This window comes from Saxibacter everestensis (assembly GCF_025787225.1).
Taxonomy (GTDB): Bacteria; Actinomycetota; Actinomycetes; order Actinomycetales; family Brevibacteriaceae; genus Saxibacter; species Saxibacter everestensis.
Genome location: NZ_CP090958.1, coordinates 3,427,757 through 3,448,641, shown reverse-complemented (window position 1 = coordinate 3,448,641; position 20,885 = coordinate 3,427,757). Strand labels below are relative to the sequence as shown.

Genomic DNA, 20,885 nt, shown 5'->3' with positions numbered 1-20,885 from the left:
CCGCAGTCAGGTGCGGTCAATCAGCAAGCCGAACCCCTACTGCTTCTGGACCGTGATCGTCCAGGAGGCATCGCCGGCCTTGGCGAAGTTGGTCACCGGGTAGCCGCTTTCGGCCGCCCAGCGCGGAATGGCCTCGGTGGCCTGTGTGCAATCGAAGTTGATCACGAGTTCATCGCCGATCGCGAGGTCGTCAATCGCAGACTTGGCCTCGATCAGCGGAAATGGGCAGACCTGGCCGTCGGTCTCGAGCTTTACCTGCATGGTTGTTTCCTTATCAGTAGCTATGACAGTTGGGTGGCTCAGACCGAGACGCCCGAGGTGGAGGAGGTCGGAGTGGACGCCGGACGCTTGCGCATCAGGGTCAGCTTCGCAGCGACTCCCGTGCCGAGAATCATGAAGCCGAGCGCCGTCCAGCCCTGGAAGCTGAACTGTGCCGTCTGAACCATCGCGTTACCGATCGTGCAGCCTCCGGCCAGCGCGGCGCCGATTCCCATCAGCGCGCCCCCGCCGATGCTCTTGATGATTGTGGTGGCGTCTGGAACCCGGATCCGGAATTCGCCGCTGCCCTTTGCCGCGATGAACGATCCAAGCAGGATCCCGACGACGAGCAGTACGCCCCAATCGACAAGTTCCGGATCGCCGGTGACCAGGAACGATACGAGCTTCGATGACGGCGTCGTAATTCCCAGGCCATCGTTGCGACCTGTCGCCGCGCTGAGCGGCCAGGCCACGGTCGCGATGACGCCGATGATGGCGGCGGTTCCGAAGGCTCCCCACGGCTTCTCGAAGAGCACATGCGCCAAGCCCGACTTGGACGCCGGCAGTGTGGCGATCTTGACCTTTGGCTTGCTCAGGTGGTGCCGCACAGCCAGTCCGACCGCTACGACCAGAACGGCGACGAGCACCCACGGCGAAATGCCCAGCGAACCGTAAATTGTGCTGGCGTCGATGGTTATGCCGCGCATCGATGTGTTGAATCCGGACAGCGGCCCTGTCTTCATGATTGCGGAGAACAGCGCGTACATGATCAGGGCGAACCAGCTGCCGACCAGGCCTTCACCGGCGCGGTAGTAGGTCCCCGTGGCGCAGCCGCCGGCAAGGATGATTGCGAAACCGAAGATGAAGCCGCCGACGATTGTCGCCAGCCAGGGGAACGCCTCGGCTTCCAGGGTGATGACACCCAGTGCCTGCAAGGCGAAGAGTCCCACGCTGTGCACGGCGACGATAACGAGGAACGCGGTGAACCAACGGGAATTCCGGGTGGTCCACAGGTCGCGGAAAGCACCGGTTACGCAAAAGCGACCGCGTTGAAGGACGAAGCCTAGTACGGTGCCGACGATGAGTCCTGAAATGAGCAAGGTATGGCCTTTGTCTAAAATCTGGGAGCGGGCAGCGGTGACCGCTGGATGTCCAGTGGCGGTAAACGCGAGGAATTGGTAGAGCTGGCGAATGCGTCGCAGCGACGCGGATGGCGCGAGAGTCGCGCGGAGTCAGGGAGTTACCGACAGATTGCGGTGCAGGTGCGCATCAAGTCGATATGATGACGCGCGAACAGCAGGAGGGTACGGGAAGTGTGCCGTGGATGTCGCACGCTTACCTCCTGAATAGTTCGACCAACATCAAGTGTGATCAGCGGCGAATGCGATGTCAAAGCCAGGCGTAATATTCCGCACTATTGCAGATACCTCCGATTAGGCTGAATCACATGGCTCTGGCGCGCTTCAAGGATCTCTGCATCGATGTCAACGACAGTCGCCGGATGACCGTATTCTGGTCGGCCGCGCTCGGGTTGACCCCGCGCACCTCGGATCAGGCGCGCGGTGCGGATGGCTCGCCTGTCCTGCTGCGGGGACCGACGCCACAGCACGGCGTGTGGATCAATACCGTGCCCGAGCCTCGAACTGTGAAGCAACGGGTGCACATCGATGTGCATGGTGCTTCCGTTGCCGAGCAGGAGACCCTCGGCGCCAGGGTGTTGCCCGGCTGGGGACCTTTCTCGTGGACTGTGATGGCGGACCCGGAAGGCGGGGAATACTGCCTGTTCGAGCGTGAACACGTGCCTGGCTACCGGCTCTACGAACTGAGTGTGGACAGCCTGAATCCAGAGCCGATCGCCGCATGGTGGGCAGGGGTGTTCGACGCGACCATCACTAGGGATTCCGATGGTGAGCCCGCCGTCAGCGACATTCCTGGTGCGCCTTTTGGCTCTTTCGTTTTCGGCCAGGTAGCCGAGCCAAAGAGGGCCAAGAACCGAATCCACTGGGACGTGCTGGTCGACGACGCCGGGGCGATCGAAACCCTCGCCAGGAAGGGAGCGGCAATGGTGCGTCAGCAGGATGACGACATCGACTGGACCGTGATGGCCGATCCGGATGGCAACGAGTTCTGCGTGTTCGTCGACGGTTAGCGACCGCTTCGCCGTAGTCTTGCGCCCTACTCGGATGCGTCGATCAGCGAACGCTCCCTGGAGTGTTCCGGCTGGGTGCAGTTTCTACCGCTTCCGCAAAATTGTCGTAGGTGTCGTAACCCCGATCGGTGAAGCTGATGTTTTAGCCTAAATGCGATGACCAACACAGAAGTGACCGATAAAGGCTGGGCGGAGCAGACCCGCAAGGCATATGACCAGGTGGCAGACGACTATGCGCAGCTGCTGCGTACGGAGCTTGCCCAAAAGCCGCTCGACCGGTCACTGCTTTCCGCTTTCATCGAGTTGGCAGGTCCGTCACCGGAGCACCCAATTGCGGATCTGGGTTGCGGTCCAGGCCGGGTAGCCGGATACCTGAACTCATTGGGTGCGGAAGTATTCGGCATCGATCTGTCGCCGGGGATGATCGCCGCAGCGACACGCGATCATCCCGGCCTGCGGTTCGAGGTCGGAACGATGACAGCCCTCGATATCGCCGACAGCTCGGTTTCCGGCATCGTCGCGTGGTACTCGATCATCCATCTGCCGCCAGATGAGCTGCCGGGCGTATTCGCCGAATTCGCGCGGATCCTCGTCCCAGGTGGTCCGATCATTCTGGCGTTCCAGGTCGGCAACGAGGTGGTGCACCTGGAGCAGGGGTACGGCCATCCGCTCTCACTCGATGCTTACCGGCTATCGCCGGAACGCATCTCCGACCTTCTTTCCGAGGCCGGGTTCAAGACCGCGTCGGCCACCGAGCGGGAGCCGATCGCCCCGGAGAAGAACCGCCAGGCCTACCTGATCGCGAACCTAGAGCGGTAGCCGAAATACCCAGAGCAGGATGTCTTCATCCGCGACGTACCAGTCTCTTTCCGGAACGCGGACGAACCCGAGCGAACTGTAAAGCGTGTGTGCCCGGGTCATGTTCGTGGCACTGGTCAGACTGACAGCCTCGATGCCGTCGAGGGACCGCGCGTACGCGATGATTTCTTTAACCAGAGTCCGGCCGACGCCGCCGCGCTGTAAGGCAGGATCGACAGCAAGCATCCGGAACTCCAGCTCGCCGTCGGCAGCGATATCTGAGTAGGGCTGGCCGGCGAACGTCAGGGTAACCGAGGCGACGATTGTGTCGAGTGATTCAGCGACCCAGACAACCGCATGCTGTCCTCGGTGCTCCACGTCTTCAAGCACGTGCAGGTACGGGTGATCCGACTCGAAGTACCCCGCCTTCACGTAGGCATCCCGGGTGATCCTCCTGACTTGTGCGTAGTCCGCGGCTGTAGCCGGCCTGATGCTGATGCTCACGAGCGTCCCGCCCTGACCGGTGCCTGCGACTCGGCGCGGGTGGCTTCGACATAGCTCGCCAACGGAGCGAATGCCGGCTGGGATGACGGATCGCCGACCGCATCGGCGCCCACGGCGCTGGCAACCGCCAGCGCATGCTCATATGCCAGCCCCTGCCGGAGCGCTAGCACCAACGCGGCGCAGAACGCGTCTCCGGCGCCGACCGTGTTGGCCACGGGCACCGGCAGCGCCGCTGCGCTCGCCAGCTGCTGGCCGCGCTCGTAGATTGCCGAGCCGTTCTTCCCGTACGTCACCGCCACCAGGCGGGCATGCGCAAGTTCCGGGATCATGGCGTACTCGGTCTCATTCACGATGACCAGGTCGCATCTGTCCAGGAGTTCGGTGGGCAAGGACATCGCCGGTGCAGCGTTCAAGGCGAAGTAGCCTGGCGCGCGCCGCGCTGCTTCCAGCACCACGGCGAGACCCACCTCGAGCTGGCAGAGGATTGCCTCGTCGGCCGCGAAGTCGACGCCTTGCAGCGACACTTCCTGATTGGCGCCGGGGCAGACGACTATCTGGTTCTCGCCATGGCTGTCCACCAGGACGAGGGCGGTTCCGGTGGGTGCGTCCACCGAGGCGACATCCCCGGTATCGACGCCCGCATCGCCGAGTGCCTGCAGAAGCGCTCGGCCGCTGTCGTCATCGCCAACCGCTCCGATCATCCGCGAGCCGCCGGCGAGCCGCGCGGCGGCGACGGCCTGATTAGCGCCCTTCCCGCCGGGTTGGTGGCGAAGGACGGCGTCGCCGATGGTTTCCCCGGGGCTCGGCAGGCGGGCGCCGGTTGCCGTGATGTCGAGGTTGATGCTGCCGACAACCGTGAGGGCATGGCGCGGTGAATCGTTCATGAGGTTCCTCATTTTCTAAAAGTTTGTTCGCCGACGTCGGGTCAGGCTTGTACGGACTGGATGACGGCCAGATGACCGGCCCTCGCGGCGACCAGGCACTTGGCCAGATAGAACGGGTGCCCGCCACGACGTACGTACTGGGTCATCACCAGGACCGGGTCGGTCGCCCGAAGCGCCAGGAGCTTCGCGCGGCTCGGCCCGACCGTGCTCAGGCCGATGTCGCACTCACCCGGGCCGAGTGCAGATGCCGATCGTCCAAGCAGGGCGGAAAGCAGTGTGGATCCGTCGTCCGTGCCGGGATCGAAGGAAGTGACCTCGTGGTGTGCGGAGATATGTTCCTGCAGGTGGGCAATCGGCTCGCCGTCCCTGAGAAGAACCGTCTCCCACATCCAGCAGTCGGCGCCGGGCTGGATTCCGACACCGGGAGCGACGAATTCAGACGCCGGCTGAAGCACTGTCGAAACCCGCTTCACGTCGAGCTGTTGGCCGGTTCCGCTGAGTAGCCGGTCGAAGGGGCGAATTCGCTCGATACCGATCCGGGGCAGTGAATCCGCAACGAATCGTCCCACCCCGCGCCGGGTCCTGGTCAGTCCGTCCTCTTCGAGGAGCATAAGCGCCTCCCGGATCACCGTCCGGCTCACCTCCATCATCGCGCCGAGCTCGGTCTCAGTCGGCAGCAGCGAACCGGGGGGCAGCAGATTGGTGCGGATGGCTTCTGCGATTCGTGAATACGCCGCCACCCGCAACGGAAGCCCGGGCTGCGGGTTGATGGGGGAGGAGAGGAAAGGGACGGCATTGTCATTCACTTAAGGGCCTCACTCAAGATCGGTACCGCTACTCTATCCTACGGGTTGCACATGCGTGTAATACCTGCTTGTATAACAACTCACGTCACGGCATCGCAGGGTGCGGTTGAACAAAGGAGTTTGATGTGAACACCCAGAGCACCGCGAATTCGGCCGTAACGCCGGACGCAAAGCCTGCCGCTGCGCAGCAGCCGCGGCTTTCCGGCTCTCGTGCCGCGCTGCTGATCACCGCGCTGGTAGTGGCTGTGCTGTCCTTCCAGCTCAATGCCAGCATGATCACACCAGCGCTTCCGCAGATCGGCGAGTATTTCGGCGCGAACGCGGGAAGCGTGGGACAGGTCCAGTCGATGTTCTTCCTTGCCGGAGCCATCTCCGGGCCGATCATGGGTCGGTGGAGTGACTTCATCGGCCGGCGCACAGCGTTACTGCTGGTGCTGGCCGTGATGGCCGCCGGAACCATTTTGTGCATTGCCGCGCCAACATTGCCGCTGCTGGTGGCAGGCAGGTTCCTTCAGGGAGTATCAAGCGCCGTCTTTGCCCTGGCCTACATTGTGCTCAACGAGAACCTGAATGCCGGGATCTTCGGCACCTCGGTCGGCATCCTCGCCGCCGTCAACGGGGGAGTTGGCGGTGTCGATGGCTACTTCGGTGGCCTGATGGCCGAAACGTTCGGATTCCGGTCGATCTTCGTGGTAGTGCTGATCCTGACCGCAATTGCGGTCGGCTGCGTGATCAAAGTCGTTCCCGGCGGCCGGCCGAGCGGCTCGCGCGGCGGGATGGACTGGTGGGGAGCCGGTGCGCTGTCCCTGTTCCTGGTGGCAATCACCTACTTCGTCTCCCGGGGCTCCACGGCCGGTTGGGCGGATCCCGGCACGCTCGCGCTGCTGGCCGCTGCGGCCGCCTCGTTCGCGGCGTTCTGGCTGATTGAGAAGAAGCGCAGCCATCCGCTGATCGCCGTCCACCACCTGCGCTCGCGCCAGGTATGGCCGGTGATTGCGACCACAGTGCTGACCCTCGCCGGAATTTTCGCGATCATCAACTTCACCGTGGTGCTGCTCAGCCAGGACGACACCAACGGGTTCGGCCTGAGCTCATCCATCTCGGCCCTGCTGTTCCTGACACCGGCCGCCCTGATCGGAGTCTTTGCCGCGCCGCTGGCCGGCTGGATCGCGGATCGTCGAGGCTGGATCGGGACACTGCGGGTAGGGACAGCACTGAGCCTGGCCGGCGCAGCGGCGGCGGCCCTGTTCGCCGATAACCAGTGGGCCGTCTTCGCCGCGATCGCGTTCCTCGGCATCTTCTACAACGGATTCTTCCTAACCGCGATCAATGGGCTTTCCGTGCTGCTTTCCCCCAAAGACGCCCCCGGCACATTGCCCGGAATCAACGGAGCATCCTTCGGCATCGGCGCCAGCCTCGGCGTGGTGATCGTCGCACCGTTCGCAGGCCTTGGAACGTCCGGTGGGTACGTCGCGGCGCTGTGGATCTCAGTCGGCATCACCGCCATCGCCTTCATCGTCAGCCTCTTCGTCGCGGCGCCGAAGGGTGAACGGGTCTAATCCCGGCGCGGGCCGAAATCGTGAGCCGTAAACCTGCCCGGCATCCGGCGTTATCCACCGAAACGAGAGAAATCAACATGACTGAACAGACTGCCCCGCCCTTCTATCTCGATTGCGACACCGGCATAGATGACGCTCTTGCCCTCGGCTACATGCTTGCATCGCCGGAAGCAGACCTGATCGGTATCGGCACGGTCAGCGGCAATGTGAGTGCCGCGGATGGCGCCAGGAACACCCTTGACCTGCTTGAACTCGCCGGGCACTCCGGCATTCCGGTCGCCCTCGGCGCGCACGATCCGCAAGCCGGGTCCTTCGGCGGAGGTGCTCCGCACGTTCACGGGCGCAATGGTGTGGGTGACGTCGAGCTGCCCGCCTCGAAGGCCGAGCTTGCACCGGAGACGGCGGCGGAACTACTGATTCGCCTGGCACACGAGAATCCCGGTCGGCTGAGAGTCCTTGCGGTTGGGCCGCTGACCAATATCGCTGAAGCGCTGCGCCTGGAACCGGAACTACCCCGGCTGGTCGAAGACATCACCATTATGGGAGGCGCCGCGCTGGCGCCAGGGAACATCACGACGGTGGCCGAGGCCAACATCGCCAATGATCCAGAGGCGGCGGCAGACGTTTTCGCCGCGGAATGGAACGTGACCCTGGTGCCTCTGGACGTCACGATGACCAACGTGCTGGAGGAAAGTCAGCGGCAAGAGTTGCTGTCCGAAGAGCATCCCTTCCCCAAGGCGCTCGGCGATATGCTCGGCTACTACTTCCAGTTCTACCTGAACCAGTTCGGCCGGGCTTGCTCCGCGCTCCACGATCCACTTGCGGCCGCCATCGCGGTCGGCGGTATTCAGGTGGACACCGCGCCCGTGGTTCACGTCGAGGTCGATGCGACGTCGGGACCTGGCCGGGGTCAGACGATCTGCGATATGCGCGGCCGCTACATGGGGTATCCGGAACAGCCTGGCGCTCGCTGCCGTGTCGTGCTCAGCCTCGCAGAGGAATTCCCGCCGCATCTGGTGGACACACTGCGGTCAGGCTGGGCGCAGAGCGGCCGTGAACCGGAAGAGCTTGCGCTGGCTGCCGGTTAGACGGGTCGTCGGGGTCGTAATGGACGAGGCCTCCCTCCGCGGGTAGGCGCCCTCCCCCCGCGCGCGGAGGGAGGGCATTTCCCGGCTACTTCCAGAATCCGGTATGGGCCTCGGCGGCTTCGTCTTCCAGCAGCGGGCCAACTACCTCGATCTCGCGCTGGCCCCGGGCGAATACCTCGCGGCATGGCAGGGCGAACGTGGGGTTCTCCGGGTTGTCGCCGGTCAATCTCAGCAGTGCGTGCTCGGAGAGTGCGTAGACAACGCGTCCGATCCCGGTCCAGTAAATGGCACCGGCACACATGGCGCACGGTTCTGCACTGGTGTACAGCGTCGATTGAGCCAGCTGGTCCGGCGTCAGCTTAGTGGCTGCTTCCGCAGCCGCTGTCAGCTCGGCGTGTTGGGTGGGATCGCCCTCCGGAGGCATCGAGTTGTTGCCCCGGGCTGAGACGACCAGCCCGTTCTGATCGGCCACGAGCGAGGCGAACGGATGGCGGCCGCGATCCTTGGCCTCCTGAGCCATGGCGATGGATTTTCTGATCAGTTCCAGATCCCGCGACGATAATTCTGTCTCGGTCTGGACTGGCGAACCCAGGCCGCTCGCGTCCTGTGTTGCTTCTTGCTGCACCGGCATATCTGTGATCTCCACATCATCTAGCTGAGTTGATTTTTCATTGCGATTGATGATCGCGTTCAGTGCCACGGCGGTGATTCCGCCGAGGAATATTCCGCTGCTGAGTACCAGCTGCAACGGTCCACGAACCTGTTCAAAGAGGGTGGTGGAAGCGACTGGCAGAACACCGACGCTGATCGAGACCGCCGCGATCAGGCCGTTGTGGGTGCCCGCATACTTGACCCGGGCAAGCTCCTGAATCCCGGCCGCCGTGGTCATGCCGAACATGACAATGGCACTGCCGCCAAGCACGGCCGGCGGGATGGCGGCGATGATGGCCCCCAGCTTCGGAAAGAGTCCCATCAGGATCATGATGACGCCGGCAGCAGCGACGACGTAGCGGCTCCGGACCCGGGTGAGAGCCACCAGTCCGGTGTTCTGACTGAAGACGTTCAACGGGAAGCTGTTGTACATGCCGCCCAGGAATGTGGAAAGACCGTCGGCCCGCAGTGCGTTGGTCAGTCGTCGGCGATCGATCTTCATATCGACCATCTTGCCGAGGGCAAGGACGTTCCCGGTTGACTCGGCCATGATGATCAGCATGGCCAGTGTCATAACAAGGATTGGAACAACTGAAAACTGAGGGATTCCCAATGCCAGCGGCGCGCTGAGACCGAACCACGAAGCTTCTGCCACTGAAGAGAAATCGGTGGCGCCGATTGCGATGGCGACGGCCGTTCCGACGATCAGGCCGAAGATTACCGAGAGGCTGCTGATGAATCCTTTGAACTTGACCGAGACGAAAATGGTGACCACCACGGTGAGCAGCCCGAGTGTAAGGTTGCGCGGGCTGCCGAAATCCGCAGCGCCCACGCCTCCGCCGAGCCAGCCTGCGGCAGCGGGCATCAGGGCGATGCCCACGATGGTGATCAGGCTGCCGATCACGACCGGGGAGAAGTACCGCAACAGCCGGCTGAATATGGGAGCGAGGCCAATGGTGATCAGGCCGGCGGCGATGACGGACCCGAAGACGAAAGGCAAGCCGTACTGCTGGCCGATCAGCAGCATCGGCGAGAGCGCAATGAATGACGTTCCCTGAATGAAGGGCATCCGGGCGCCGAACTTCCACACCCCAATTGTCTGAATCAGTGTCGCCACTCCTGAGGTGATCAGGTTTGCGTTGATCAGCAGGATCACAGCGCTCTGGTCGAGCCCGAGGGTCGAGCCCAGAATCAACGGCACGGCAACGGCGCCGGCGTACATAACCAGGACGTGTTGCAGTCCCAGCGTGACAAGCCGCCGTACCGGAAGCACTTCATCGACTGGATGCGCGGCGTGACCGGGAGGTTTCAGTCCCATTCGGGTCTTCGTAAAGCTCATGATGGTTCTCCGTATTTCGGTTAAGGAAATCGTTGCCATTTCGGTTCGTGGTGACGACCGTGCTTTAGGAACTGGGGTGCCCCCGAGCTTACGAAGCGTTTCTCGATGGAAAAAGTGAGTTACTATCGCAAAAATCGATAGATGGAGTCAGCAATGCGTATTTCACTGGAGCGGCTGGAAGCGTTCGTGGCTTCTGCCCAGACAGGCTCGTTTTCCGCTGCTGCACGCCGGCTGAACAAGACTCAATCGACGATCAGCAATGCGATCGCGACTCTGGAGATCGACGTCGGAACCGACCTTTTCGACCGGTCGACCCGCGCGCCGACGCTGACCGCTGCGGGGGAGCGGTTGCTGCTGGAAGCACAGACAGTGATCGACCGATGCATCGCATTTGAAAATCATGCTGACAGTTTGTCCGTGGAAGAAACCACGGAACTGACTATCTCCGTCGATGTGCCGGGTCGGGTTCTGCTGCCTGTCTTCAACGACTTCGCGCGCAAGTATCCGTACGTTAACCTCACGGTGCAGAGTTCGCTGAACACCGGCATATCGGAGTCGGTGCTGATCGGCTCGGCGGCCCTTGGCGTGTCATTCTCCGAGCCGCGCTATGACAAGGCCCTGGAATTCAAACAGCTGGGAAAGCTGATTCTGATCCACGTTGCGGCGCCGGGACACAGCTTGTGCCAGCAGGAATCCGTGAGCTTCGCTGACCTGCGGGCAAACAGGCGTCTGGCTCACTCGGCCCAGTTGGATTCATTTCCCACAATGGAATACCTGCGGTGTGCCCAGACGTGGCAGATCTACGGGCAGCAACCGCTGATCGAAATGACCAAAGCAGGTCTGGGCTGGGCCACCATCCCGCGGCAGCTCATCCTGGATGAGCTGGCGGCCGGCGAGCTGGTCGAGCTGCAGCTGGAAGCATATCCGCACACTGATTGGCTGGTCGGGGTCGACCTGCTGTGGAGCCGGGCGCGCAAGCTTCGGGCGCCAGAACTGTGGCTCAAAAACAGACTGCTTGCGTTCAAGGTTTCGGAGCTGAGCCAACGAGGGCAAGCGACCACGTTCTGATCGCCGATTTCCTTTCCCGCCGCACTGATTGCGCAATGTGACGCTTCCTAACGCTGTGTGACCTATTCCCACAGCGCGGGGCCACGGTGCTCATACGCTCGTCCCACAGGCACGCAGCTGTTCGACGCGGCCTGCACCTTCTTACCGAAAGGACGAGTCATGGCTCGAACCAAGCGATCGAAGTTCCTTCTAGCAGGCGTCGCCATAGTGGCGGCGGCATCGCTTGTTGCCGGATGCTCCACGTCGTCCGCGTCATCGGATGGCGCATCCACCGGCGAGCCGAAGACCGGCGGCACGCTCACCTACCTGGAGCATCAGCCGCACACCGGGCTGTATCCGCCGACTGCCGGGTTCTACCCCAACGGCGGACTGGTCAATAACATCACGGATCGTTTGGTCTACCAGAACCCGGAATCGCTCAAGTTCGAGCCGTGGATAGCGACCAGCTGGAAGGTCAACGACGACGCCACCGAGTACACCTTCAAGCTGCGCGACGGCGTGACATTCTCAGATGGCAGCCCGCTCGACGCCACGGTTGTTGCGAAGAACTTTGACCTCTACGGCTCAGGAGATCCGAAGCGGGCGCTGATCGTGTCGGAGGCGATCAACAACTACGACCGCAGCGAGGTCGTCGACAGTTCGACCGTCAAGTTCCACTTCACTCGCCCATCGCCGGGCTTCCTGCAGGCTACCTCCACGATAAATTCCGGACTGCTGTCATCGAAAACGCTCGACCGGAAGTTCGAGGACTACGGGGCGGGCAACTCGAAGGACATCATCGGCTCCGGTCCTTTCGTCATCACGGATGAAAAGGTCGGCACTGAACTCACCCTGGCTGCCCGGAAGGATTACGACTGGGCGCCGCCGTCGGCTGAACATCAGGGCCGGGCGTACCTCGACACCATCAAACTGATCGTCACCCCGGAAGACAGTGTGCGGGTCGGGTCGCTCGTCGCGGGCCAGGCCGATGTGGTCAGAAACGTCGAAGCTCAGGACGAAAAGCAGGTCGAAGCCAAGGGGCTGGAGGTCTACGCGCCGCAGACAAAGGGAGTCAACAATTCGCTCAACCTGCGGTTCCGGCACCCCTTCCTTTCAGACCTCAAGGTGCGGCAGGCGCTTGTCGCCGGCACGAACCGCCAAGAAGTCGTGGACACGATCTACAGCCCGAAGTACCCGCTAGCAACGTCGGCACTGAGCAAGTCCGCCGAGGGATACAAGGACCAGTCGGCACATCTCGCCTACGACCCGGATAAGGCCGCCCAACTTCTGGATGCCGCAGGCTGGAAAGCCGGGAGCGACGGAATCCGCGAAAAGAACGGCAAGAAACTGACCCTCGTCGTCAACGAGGCGGCTCCCCAGCCCAGGTCATTCGAGGCTTTGACCCTGATCAGTCAGCAGTGGAAGAAGATCGGCGTCGATCTGAAAATTCTGAAGGCAGACGCTGGAACCTATGCCGAAGCGATCCTGGACAAGGACCAGGTGCAGGTTTACCACTCAATGGTCGGCCGGGCAGATCCCGACGTGATCAAGAGCCAGTTCTACTCGAAGAACCGCAACACGCTGCTCAACTTCGAGGCCAAGTCCAACAGCGTCGGGGACAAGAAACTCGAGAAGTTGCTCGAGGGCGTGGCTGGAGAACCGGACGAGAAGAAGCGGATCGCTAACGACCAGGCAGTTCAGGACTACCTGGCCGAGCAGTCCTATGTGATTCCGCTCTTCGAAGAACCGCAGGTCTACGGCGCCGCGAACCATGTCAAGGGGCTCGGCTTCGAATCAGTCGCACGCCCATCGTTCTACGGTGTGTGGCTCGACAAGTAGCGGGCCAGGACTGCCGGGTCCGCTGTGCGCGGACCCGGCAGAGAGAGGGGATAGCGATGAGCTACGTTTTCAGGCGGGTAGGTCAGGCGGTCATTGTGCTGCTGGCAGCCTTCACCGGCGCCTTCATCCTGCTGCAGGCGCTGCCGGGCGACGCGATCATGATCAAGTTCGAGAACCCGGAACTGGGGTTGTCGGCTGACCAGATCCAGAACATCCGGCTCAGCTACGGAATCGACACGCCCCTCGTCATTCAATACGTTCATACGCTCGCCGGATTCATCACCGGAGACTTCGGGTACTCGATCAACAGCGGAACGGCGGTGCGGTCACTCCTGGCCGAGGTCCTGCCCCAGACCGCCAGGCTGGCCGTGCTTGGTTTCCTGGCAGCGGCGCTTCTTGCCGTCGGGATCGCATTCGCATCGACATTCTCCCGGTTCGGCTGGCTGCGCAAGTTCCTCCGCAACCTTCCATCGCTGTTCATTTCCGTGCCCGTCTTCTGGCTCGGCATCATGCTGATCCAGATCTTTTCGTTCAAGCTGGGGCTTATCCCGGCGGTGGGTGCCGGGCCGGCCCAGGCGCTGATCCTGCCGGTGGCAACGCTAGCCGTACCGATTGCCGCCCCACTGGCTCAGGTCCTCACCCGCAGCATCGACGAGATCAACGCCCAACCTTTCATTGCCGTCGTGCAGGCCAAAGGCGCGCCACCCGGATGGATTCTATGGCGGAACGTGGCGAAAAACGCCGTCCTGCCGACACTCACGATTGCCGGCGTCCTGTTCGGCGAACTCATTGCCGGGGCGGTCGTCACGGAGACGGTGTTCGGCCGGGCCGGCATCGGGCGGCTCACCGAGCAGGCGGTTGCGAGTCAGGACACGCCCGTGCTCCAGGCGATCGTCATTCTCTCCGCGTCGGTATTCGTCCTGGTGAATCTCACGGTCGATCTTCTGTACCCACTGCTTGATCCGCGGTTGAAGACGAAAGTAGGTGCCGCGACATGACCATCCAGACCAGCACGGACTTACCGACTGCTGGCGCGGCAACTGCCCTGGCCGAAACCGGACTGCCGGCGGAACCTCGGCGGCCGCTCGGGAAACCAAAGATTGGCAGGCGGCTGCGGCGACTCAGGCCGGGACTGGTGCTTTCAGCCCTCGTTATCGCCGTCGTGATTCTTTGGGCACTTCTGCCCGGGATTTTCACCCGGTACGACCCGGTTGCCGGATCTGCAGCGGAAGCATTGCAGGTCCCGAATGCAGCGCACTGGTTCGGGACGGATGCCACGGGCCGCGACGTGTACTCCCGTGTCGTCTACGGTGCCGTGCATTCCCTGCTCGGTGCGCTGATCGCGGTTACCGTGGGGCTCGTCGCCGGTACCGCTGTCGGCGTCCTGGCCGGCTCGCTCGGCAGGGTCGTCGACGACGTGCTGATGCGAATTGTCGATGTGCTGCTGGCGATCCCAGGTTTGCTGCTCTCGCTCAGCATCATCATTCTGCTCGGATTCGGCACCGCGAACGCAGCGTTTGCGGTCGGGGTGACCAGCATCGCGACGTTTGCCAGGCTTGCCCGTTCCGAAGTGGTCCGGGTCCGCCGAAGCGACTATGTCGAGGCCGCTTTTGGCAGCGGCGGCAGGTTCTCGACCGTGTTGTGGCGGCACATTCTGCCTAACTCGCTGACCGCGGTGATCGCGCTTGCCGCACTTCAATTCGGCAGTGCGATCCTGCAGATCTCCACGCTCGGATTCCTCGGATACGGTGCTCCGCCTCCGACACCCGAATGGGGGCTGATGATCGCCGAGGGACGCAATTACGTCGCGACGGCCTGGTGGCTAACGACGCTGCCGGGCGTCATCGTCGTCGCCGTCGTGCTGGCGGCAAACCGAATCAGCTCCGCACTTTCCAACCGTTAGGTGAGACTCGTGACAAATCAGTTACCCGCGCCCCTGCTGGACGTCGCGAACTTGTCAGTTTCCTATCACGGCAGGTACGAGTCGACCCGGGTAGTGCACGATGTGGCGTTTTCGGTTCAACCCGGCGAGGTCGTGGCCGTCGTGGGCGAATCGGGGTCGGGGAAGACGACAACGGCGCAGGCGATCATCGGCCTGCTTGCCGACAACGGCCGAACCGACAGCGGCTCGATCGCCCTCGATGGCACCGACATCGCCGGCTGGAGCTCGCGGCGGCTGGAGGCGATACGCGGAACGCGGGTCGGCCTGATTCCGCAGGATCCCAACAATTCGCTGAACCCGGTGAAACGGATCGGCGAAAGCCTTGCCGAGGTGTTGCGGATCCACAAATGGGGCGACCGGAAGCAGGTCCAAGCCCGGGTGATCGAGCTGCTGGAACGCGTCGGCATCCCCGAACCGCACGAGCGAGCCCGGCAATACCCGCATCAGCTATCGGGCGGGATGAAGCAGCGCGTGCTGATTGCCAGTGCAGTTGCGCTGCAGCCGGCGCTGATAATCGCCGACGAGCCCACCAGCGCCCTCGACGTCACCGTGCAGCGCCGGATACTCGACCTGCTCGACGATCTGCGCCGTGAGTCCGGCACCGCGCTGTTGTTCGTCACGCATGATCTCGCGGTCGCCGCCGAACGTGCGAACCGGATCATCGTGATGAAGGATGGCCGGATCCAGGAACAGAATGTGGCCGCCGAAATCCTGAACCGGCCGCAGAGCGAGTACACCAGGACGCTGATCGACGACGTCCCGTCATTCGCGGTCGGCTCACCTGCTCGCGATGTCGGCCCGGTCACCGCCGCTGGCCCGGTTGCCGCCGCCGACACCGCCGCCAAAGCTCCGCCTGCCGCTGTGACCGTGACGAACCTCGTGCAGGAGTTTTCCCGAGGCCGAAAAGATCAGCCGTTCCGCGCGGTGGACAATGTGTCGTTTTCAGTCGCATCGGGCACAACGCACGCCATCGTGGGGGAATCAGGATCAGGAAAGACGACGCTTGCCCGTGCCGTGCTCGGATTCCAGCGCGCAACCTCCGGAAGCATCCAGGTGGGCGGCCACGACGTGCTTTCCCTGCGCGGCGAAAGCCTGCGCAGCTTTCGCCGCGTGGCACAGCTGGTCTACCAGAATCCCTTCAGCTCACTGGATCCGCGACAATCCATCGACCGAATCATTGCCGAACCACTGGTCAACTTTCGGATCGGGTCCAAACGTGAACGCGCCGCGAAGGTCGCCGAGTTCATCGACCGAGTTGCGTTACCGTCCGGAATAGCCGCGCGACATCCGCGCGAACTTTCCGGAGGACAGCGGCAGCGGGTCGCGATCGCCAGAGCCCTGATCGTCGAACCCGAGGTAGTGGTACTTGACGAAGCGGTTTCCGCCCTCGACGTCACGGTGCAGGCACAGATCCTGCAGCTATTGGAAATGCTGCAGGTCGAGTTCGGACTGACCTACCTGTTCATCTCCCACGACCTCGCCGTGGTCCGCCAGATCTCGGACACGGTGTCAGTCATGAGGGCAGGCCGGGCCGAAGAGCACGGCGCCACCGCAGAAATCTTCGACCGGCCGCGCTCGGAATACACCAAGGAACTGCTGGCCGCCATCCCCGGCAGAGGGATCACCCTCAACGCCGCCGCGATCAGCTAGCCGCACCCCGATAGGAGAAAAAATGTCGCAACCTCGAATCGGCTTCTTCAGCCGACTCCTCGATGACGTGTCGCCGTCGAGGCGCTACACGTTCGCTACCGAGCAGATTCAGCAGGCCGAACGTCATGGCTTCGCCTCTGCCTGGGTAGCCCAGCACCACTTCAAGGGTTCGGAAGGCGGGCTGCCCGCCCCGCTCGTGTTCCTCGCACATGTCGCCGCGAGAACGACGTCGATCCGATTGGGCACCGGCATCATCACGCTGCCGCTGGAAGACCCGATTCGGGTGGCCGAGGATGCGTCGGTTGTCGACCTCCTGTCCGGCGGGCGGCTCGAACTCGGCTTCGGTTCCGGTGGCACACCTGCGTCGTTTCAGACGTTCGGTCTTAATTTTGACGACCGAAGGGAGATCTTCGCCGGCAAACTTCAGGTTTTGGCAGACGCGCTGGATGGCAACGACTTCGGTGCCGGTGAGGCCAGGGTCTACCCCGCGGCCTCTGCGTTGTCCCGGCGTCTGTGGCAGGCCACGTTCTCTGAATCCGGCGCCACACGAGCCGGCGAGCGGGGCGATGGGTTGATGCTTTCCAGGACCCAGCCCCGGCCGAAGGACAATCAGGAGCTGAGCCTCGTCGACATCCAGAATCCGATGATCGACCGCTACCTGGAATCGCTGGCCCCTGGTGTCAGCCCGCGGATCCTCAGCTCGCGAACGCTCTTCGTCGCGGACGACCGATCGGAAGCGCTTCGGTTTGCCGACGCCGGACTACGAAACGCGGTGGCCTCGGTCGGGGCATTCGACTCTTCGCTGGCGGATGCCCCACTTGCCGAGATCATTGCCGCGACCGATACCCATGTGGGCACGCCGGACGACGTAATCGAGTCGCTTTCCTCGGACAGCTCGCTGGACCGGGTCACGGACATAACTTTTCAGGTGCACTCGGTGGATCCTCCGCACGAACACATTCTTCGGTCGATCGAGCTGATCGCTCACAAGGTGGCACCGCACTTCGGCTGGCGGCTCGAACGACCGCTCGGTCAACAAATCCTCGACGAGACGGAGGCCCGGGTATGACTGGAACACCCGACATTATCGACGCGCTGGCTGGGATCACTCCCGGAAGCGTGCTGGACGAACTGCGCGCTCACCGATTGGACGTTCGAGACAACGCGCAACAAAGTTATCTTGCGCTGTTCGAGCCGGATGACGACGCCGGCTTCTCCATCCCGGAACGCTTCCTGATCGCCGCCTTCGTTGTTGGGCTGCACGGCGAGTCAGCGGCCAGCGAGTTTTATCGAGCCGAACTCGGCGCTCGGGCCACGGCGGAGACTACGGAAGCCATCGGCAGCGAAATCGATCGAGGCAGCACATCGGGACCCTACGGAACCTACCGCGAACCCGGCCTGGCGCAGGAAAGCCGGCCCGGCCCCGCGTTCCGGATCTCTGATCCGGGGCGCCAGACCTTTGGTGACCGGATCTCTGCAGGGCTGGAGCACGCCCATCATCTGGTTTTCCACCCGCGTGATTCCCGGCCGGAGCTGCTTGACCAGTTGTTGCGGGCTGGGTGGACAACGACCCAGATCGTCACCCTGTCACAGGAAGTCGCCTTCCTGACCTTCCAGATCCGGGTCGTTCACGGCCTGAGACAACTTGCGGACAAGCGGAAAGTGAGCGCGGTATGACGACAACAGCGGATCAGCTGATCTCCTATCAGGAGCTGGATCGGCCCGAGCAATTCACCCAGGCAAATCTCGACTGGGTACCTTGGCTCGAGCCCATTCCGGAAGCAGAGCTGACAGACGTCCATTACGCTGCTCTGGTGCAGAGAGGGCGAGCTGGGTCGCCCTATTTCAGGCTCCTGGTGCGTGATCCGCACGTTCTGGAAGCCCGGACGAAAACCGACAATGACATTTTCCACAACACGGCGGACGGGTTGCCGCGCGCCGAGCGGGAGCTGTCGGCAGCGGTGACATCCCGGGTCAACGGATGTGTCTTCTGCGCCTCGGTGCATGCCCGGTTCGCGAGCAGCTTCTCGAAGCGCTCGGCAGACGTGCAACGCCTGCTCGAAGACGTCGACAGCGATATCGATGTCCGCTGGAATGCCGTGAGAACGGCCTCGTCGGCATTGACGAAAACGCCGGTGGAGTTTGATGGCGCCAATATCGACGAGTTGAGCGAGGCCGGACTGAGTGATCTCGAGATCGTGGACGTGATCAACGGCGCATCGTTCTTCAATTGGGCCAATCGGCTGATGCTGTCGTTGGGCGAACCGGTTAACCCGCCGGAATAGCTCACCAACGGGCGAATCCGAGCGGTTTCATCTGGCCGGCTACCGGCTTCGAAGCACGGTGATGAACTCATCAGCCCGGGCAAGATTCAGTTCGAGTTCGTCCCGCTTCTCTTCCGCCATGGCTATGTACTCGCCGAGCCGGGCACGGGCGGCTGGCTCTGCCTCGGCAACCGCGAGCCGATCGACCAAATTCAGCAACTCCGCCATCTGGTCGAGGGTGAAACCGAGCGGCTTCATTCGGCGGATGACCATCAGCCGGTTCAGGTCGGAGCTGGTGTAGACGCGGAAACCCCCGTCGGTGCGTGCGCTGGCCGGAAGCAGCCCGATTTCGTCGTAGTGCCGGATTGTGCGCAGCGAAAGACCGGTGCGCTCGGCGACCTCGCCGATATGCATAGTGGTCCTGTCCCGCAGATTCTCCGTCATCCCGTCCTTCGTCATGACTTCAACCCTACCCTGACGTTAGGGTAGGGTTGCGGGGTCAATGGGCCGATGCCCTGCCCGATCTCGATAGGAGCCTGATGGCGCCCGCTGCCGACCCTACTGTTGCGTCCGAGCAATTGACTCCGGAGCAACGGCAATCCGTCTGGGTGGCGCTGCGTTCGCCCCGGCTCCTCAAAACCGAGTTCCTTGCCGGGCTTGTCGTCGCCCTGGCACTCATCCCGGAGGCCATCGCCTTTTCGATCATTGCCGGGGTCGACCCGCGGATCGGTTTGTTCGCCGCCTTCACGATGGCTGTTTCGATCTCTTTCCTTGGTGGGCGGCCGGCGATGATCTCCGCCGCCACCGGTGCCGTCGCCCTGGTAATTGCGCCGCTGATGAAAAGCCATGGCCTCGACTACCTGATCGCTGCCGTTATCCTGGCCGGCTTGTTCCAGGTGGTGCTGGGGTTGGTGGGCGTGGCGAAACTGATGCGCTTCATTCCGCGCTCGGTGATGGTCGGCTTTGTCAACGCGCTCGCCATCCTGATCTTTCTCGCCCAGGTTCCCGAACTGCTCGGCGTTCCCTGGCTCGTCTATCCGTTGGTTGCGCTAGCGCTTGCCATCGTCTTCGGGCTTCCACGGTTCACGAGAGTGGTTCCGGCACCGTTGGTCGCCATCATCGTGCTGACCCTGATCACCGTCTTCGCCTCTGTGTCGGTGCCGACGGTAGGCGACAAGGGCCAGCTGCCCGAAAATTTCCCGCAGTTCTTTGTGCCGGACGTTCCCTTCAGCTTCGAGACTCTGCAGATCATTGCCCCGTTCTCGCTGGCCATGGCCCTGGTTGGACTGCTCGAATCGTTGATGACCGCCAAACTCGTCGACGACATCACCGATACTCGTTCGCACAAGACCCGTGAGGCGTGGGGGCAGGGCGTGGCGAACATTATCACCGGCTTCTTCGGCGGGATGGGTGGCTGCGCGATGATCGGGCAGACGATGATCAACGTCAAGGCCTCCGGAGCCCGGACCCGAATCTCGACCTTCCTGGCCGGCGTCCTTCTGTTGGTCCTGGTCGTCGTCCTCGGCGACATTGTCGCCCTGATCCCGATGGCTGCACTGGTCGCGGTGATGATATTTGTGTCGATCGCTACCTTTGACTGGCACTCGATCCGGCCAGGAACAGTGAAGTCGATGCCCAAGAGTGAGACCGCGGTGATGGTGTCCACCGTCGTGGTTGTCGTCGCCACGCACAACCTCGCCATCGGGGTGATCGTCGGGGTGATTGTGGCAATGGTGGCCTTCGCCAGGCGGGTTGCGCACTTCGTCACGGTGGATCGCAGCCTTTCGGCTGTTGATGGCGAAGAGCGCGCTACGTACGTAGTGAATGGAGAATTGTTCTTCGCGTCCTCGAACGACCTGTACACCCAGTTCGAGTACGCCGCAGATCCGACGACCGTCGTCATCGACATGCACGACTCGCACCTCTGGGATGCCTCCACGATTGCGGCGCTCGACAGTATTACCGAGAAGTATCACCAGTACGGCAAGGCCGTGGAGATCGTCGGGCTCAATGATGCGAGCACTCTGATGCGTGAACGGCTGAACGGCTGAACGGCTGAGCGGCGGGTTCGGCGCCGGCCACTGAGTTGGCTGTCGGTACCGCCCAG

The 20,885-nt window shown here is 62.7% G+C and carries 20 protein-coding genes; 13 read left to right on the top strand and 7 right to left on the bottom strand.

Features of this window, described 5'->3' with window-relative positions:
- Positions 1–36 precede the first annotated feature (36 nt).
- Positions 37–261, bottom strand: coding sequence for a sulfurtransferase TusA family protein (locus LWF01_RS16275; RefSeq protein WP_349638417.1), 225 nt, complete (start codon positions 259–261; stop codon positions 37–39).
- Between the two features lie 38 nt (positions 262–299).
- On the bottom strand, positions 300–1,358 hold the full coding sequence (locus LWF01_RS16270; RefSeq protein ID WP_349638416.1) for a YeeE/YedE family protein: 1,059 nt from the start codon (positions 1,356–1,358) through the stop codon (positions 300–302).
- 347 nt (positions 1,359–1,705) lie between these two features.
- Between LWF01_RS16270 and LWF01_RS16265 the strand changes: the two genes are divergently transcribed.
- Both LWF01_RS16265 and LWF01_RS16260 read left to right on the top strand, forming a co-directional pair.
- Positions 1,706–2,407 carry a VOC family protein gene (locus LWF01_RS16265; RefSeq protein WP_349638415.1) on the top strand — a complete coding sequence of 234 codons (702 nt, stop codon included), beginning with the start codon at positions 1,706–1,708 and terminating at the stop codon, positions 2,405–2,407.
- Positions 2,408–2,563: 156 nt separating this feature from the next.
- Positions 2,564–3,226 carry a class I SAM-dependent DNA methyltransferase gene (locus LWF01_RS16260; RefSeq protein ID WP_349638414.1) on the top strand — a complete coding sequence of 221 codons (663 nt, stop codon included), beginning with the start codon at positions 2,564–2,566 and terminating at the stop codon, positions 3,224–3,226.
- Here LWF01_RS16260 and LWF01_RS16255 read toward each other — a convergent pair.
- Genes LWF01_RS16255 through LWF01_RS16245 form a run of 3 tightly spaced genes read right to left on the bottom strand, consistent with a single transcriptional unit; the run spans position 3,215 to position 5,399 of the window.
- A complete protein-coding gene (locus LWF01_RS16255) occupies positions 3,215–3,709 on the bottom strand; it encodes a GNAT family N-acetyltransferase (protein ID WP_349638413.1) in 495 nt (164 codons plus the stop codon). The genes LWF01_RS16260 and LWF01_RS16255 overlap by 12 nt on opposite strands.
- Positions 3,706–4,593, bottom strand: coding sequence for a ribokinase (locus tag LWF01_RS16250; RefSeq protein ID WP_349638412.1), 888 nt, complete (start codon positions 4,591–4,593; stop codon positions 3,706–3,708). Before LWF01_RS16250 ends, LWF01_RS16255 begins: the two co-directional genes overlap by 4 nt.
- A 41-nt stretch (positions 4,594–4,634) precedes the next feature.
- On the bottom strand, positions 4,635–5,399 hold the full coding sequence (locus LWF01_RS16245; protein ID WP_349638411.1) for a GntR family transcriptional regulator: 765 nt from the start codon (positions 5,397–5,399) through the stop codon (positions 4,635–4,637).
- 125 nt (positions 5,400–5,524) lie between these two features.
- Here LWF01_RS16245 and LWF01_RS16240 point away from each other — a divergent pair, with 125 nt between their 5' ends.
- Together LWF01_RS16240 and LWF01_RS16235 are read left to right on the top strand one after the other, a co-directional pair.
- On the top strand, positions 5,525–6,958 hold the full coding sequence (locus LWF01_RS16240; RefSeq protein ID WP_349638410.1) for an MFS transporter: 1,434 nt from the start codon (positions 5,525–5,527) through the stop codon (positions 6,956–6,958).
- 77 nt (positions 6,959–7,035) lie between these two features.
- Positions 7,036–8,046 (top strand): nucleoside hydrolase, encoded by a 1,011-nt coding sequence (locus LWF01_RS16235; RefSeq protein ID WP_349638409.1) that lies wholly within the window; start codon positions 7,036–7,038, stop codon positions 8,044–8,046.
- 85 nt (positions 8,047–8,131) lie between these two features.
- Here the strand turns inward: LWF01_RS16235 and LWF01_RS16230 are convergent, their stop codons facing one another.
- Positions 8,132–10,036, bottom strand: coding sequence for a solute carrier family 23 protein (locus LWF01_RS16230; RefSeq protein WP_349638408.1), 1,905 nt, complete (start codon positions 10,034–10,036; stop codon positions 8,132–8,134).
- A 153-nt stretch (positions 10,037–10,189) separates the two neighbouring features.
- Between LWF01_RS16230 and LWF01_RS16225 the strand changes: the two genes are divergently transcribed.
- The 8 genes from LWF01_RS16225 to LWF01_RS16190 all read left to right on the top strand — a co-directional run bounded on the left by LWF01_RS16225 (position 10,190) and on the right by LWF01_RS16190 (position 18,799).
- On the top strand, positions 10,190–11,104 hold the full coding sequence (locus LWF01_RS16225) for a LysR family transcriptional regulator (protein WP_349638407.1): 915 nt from the start codon (positions 10,190–10,192) through the stop codon (positions 11,102–11,104).
- A 159-nt stretch (positions 11,105–11,263) separates the two neighbouring features.
- Positions 11,264–12,922, top strand: a complete 1,659-nt coding sequence (locus tag LWF01_RS16220) for a TIGR04028 family ABC transporter substrate-binding protein (protein ID WP_349638406.1) — start codon at positions 11,264–11,266, stop codon at positions 12,920–12,922.
- A gap of 56 nt (positions 12,923–12,978) precedes the next feature.
- Positions 12,979–13,920: an ABC transporter permease gene (locus LWF01_RS16215; protein ID WP_349638405.1), complete on the top strand. Its 942-nt coding sequence runs from the start codon at positions 12,979–12,981 to the stop codon at positions 13,918–13,920.
- Entirely contained in the window at positions 13,917–14,825 is a 909-nt protein-coding gene (locus LWF01_RS16210; RefSeq protein ID WP_349638404.1) for an ABC transporter permease, read from the top strand. The genes LWF01_RS16215 and LWF01_RS16210 overlap by 4 nt, the downstream gene beginning before the upstream one ends.
- Positions 14,826–14,834: 9 nt before the next feature.
- On the top strand, positions 14,835–16,514 hold the full coding sequence (locus LWF01_RS16205; protein ID WP_349638403.1) for a dipeptide ABC transporter ATP-binding protein: 1,680 nt from the start codon (positions 14,835–14,837) through the stop codon (positions 16,512–16,514).
- A gap of 22 nt (positions 16,515–16,536) precedes the next feature.
- Positions 16,537–17,583, top strand: a complete 1,047-nt coding sequence (locus LWF01_RS16200; RefSeq protein WP_349638402.1) for a putative FMN-dependent luciferase-like monooxygenase — start codon at positions 16,537–16,539, stop codon at positions 17,581–17,583.
- Positions 17,580–18,191 (top strand): CMD domain protein, encoded by a 612-nt coding sequence (locus LWF01_RS16195; RefSeq protein WP_349638401.1) that lies wholly within the window; start codon positions 17,580–17,582, stop codon positions 18,189–18,191. The genes LWF01_RS16200 and LWF01_RS16195 overlap by 4 nt, the downstream gene beginning before the upstream one ends.
- Entirely contained in the window at positions 18,188–18,799 is a 612-nt protein-coding gene (locus LWF01_RS16190) for an alkylhydroperoxidase domain protein (RefSeq protein ID WP_349638400.1), read from the top strand. The genes LWF01_RS16195 and LWF01_RS16190 overlap by 4 nt, the downstream gene beginning before the upstream one ends.
- Before the next feature lie 39 nt (positions 18,800–18,838).
- Here the strand turns inward: LWF01_RS16190 and LWF01_RS16185 are convergent, their stop codons facing one another.
- Positions 18,839–19,237 carry a MerR family transcriptional regulator gene (locus tag LWF01_RS16185; RefSeq protein WP_349638399.1) on the bottom strand — a complete coding sequence of 133 codons (399 nt, stop codon included), beginning with the start codon at positions 19,235–19,237 and terminating at the stop codon, positions 18,839–18,841.
- Between the two features lie 80 nt (positions 19,238–19,317).
- Between LWF01_RS16185 and LWF01_RS16180 the strand changes: the two genes are divergently transcribed.
- Positions 19,318–20,829, top strand: a complete 1,512-nt coding sequence (locus LWF01_RS16180; RefSeq protein ID WP_349638398.1) for a SulP family inorganic anion transporter — start codon at positions 19,318–19,320, stop codon at positions 20,827–20,829.
- The last annotated feature ends 56 nt before the right edge of the window (positions 20,830–20,885 follow it).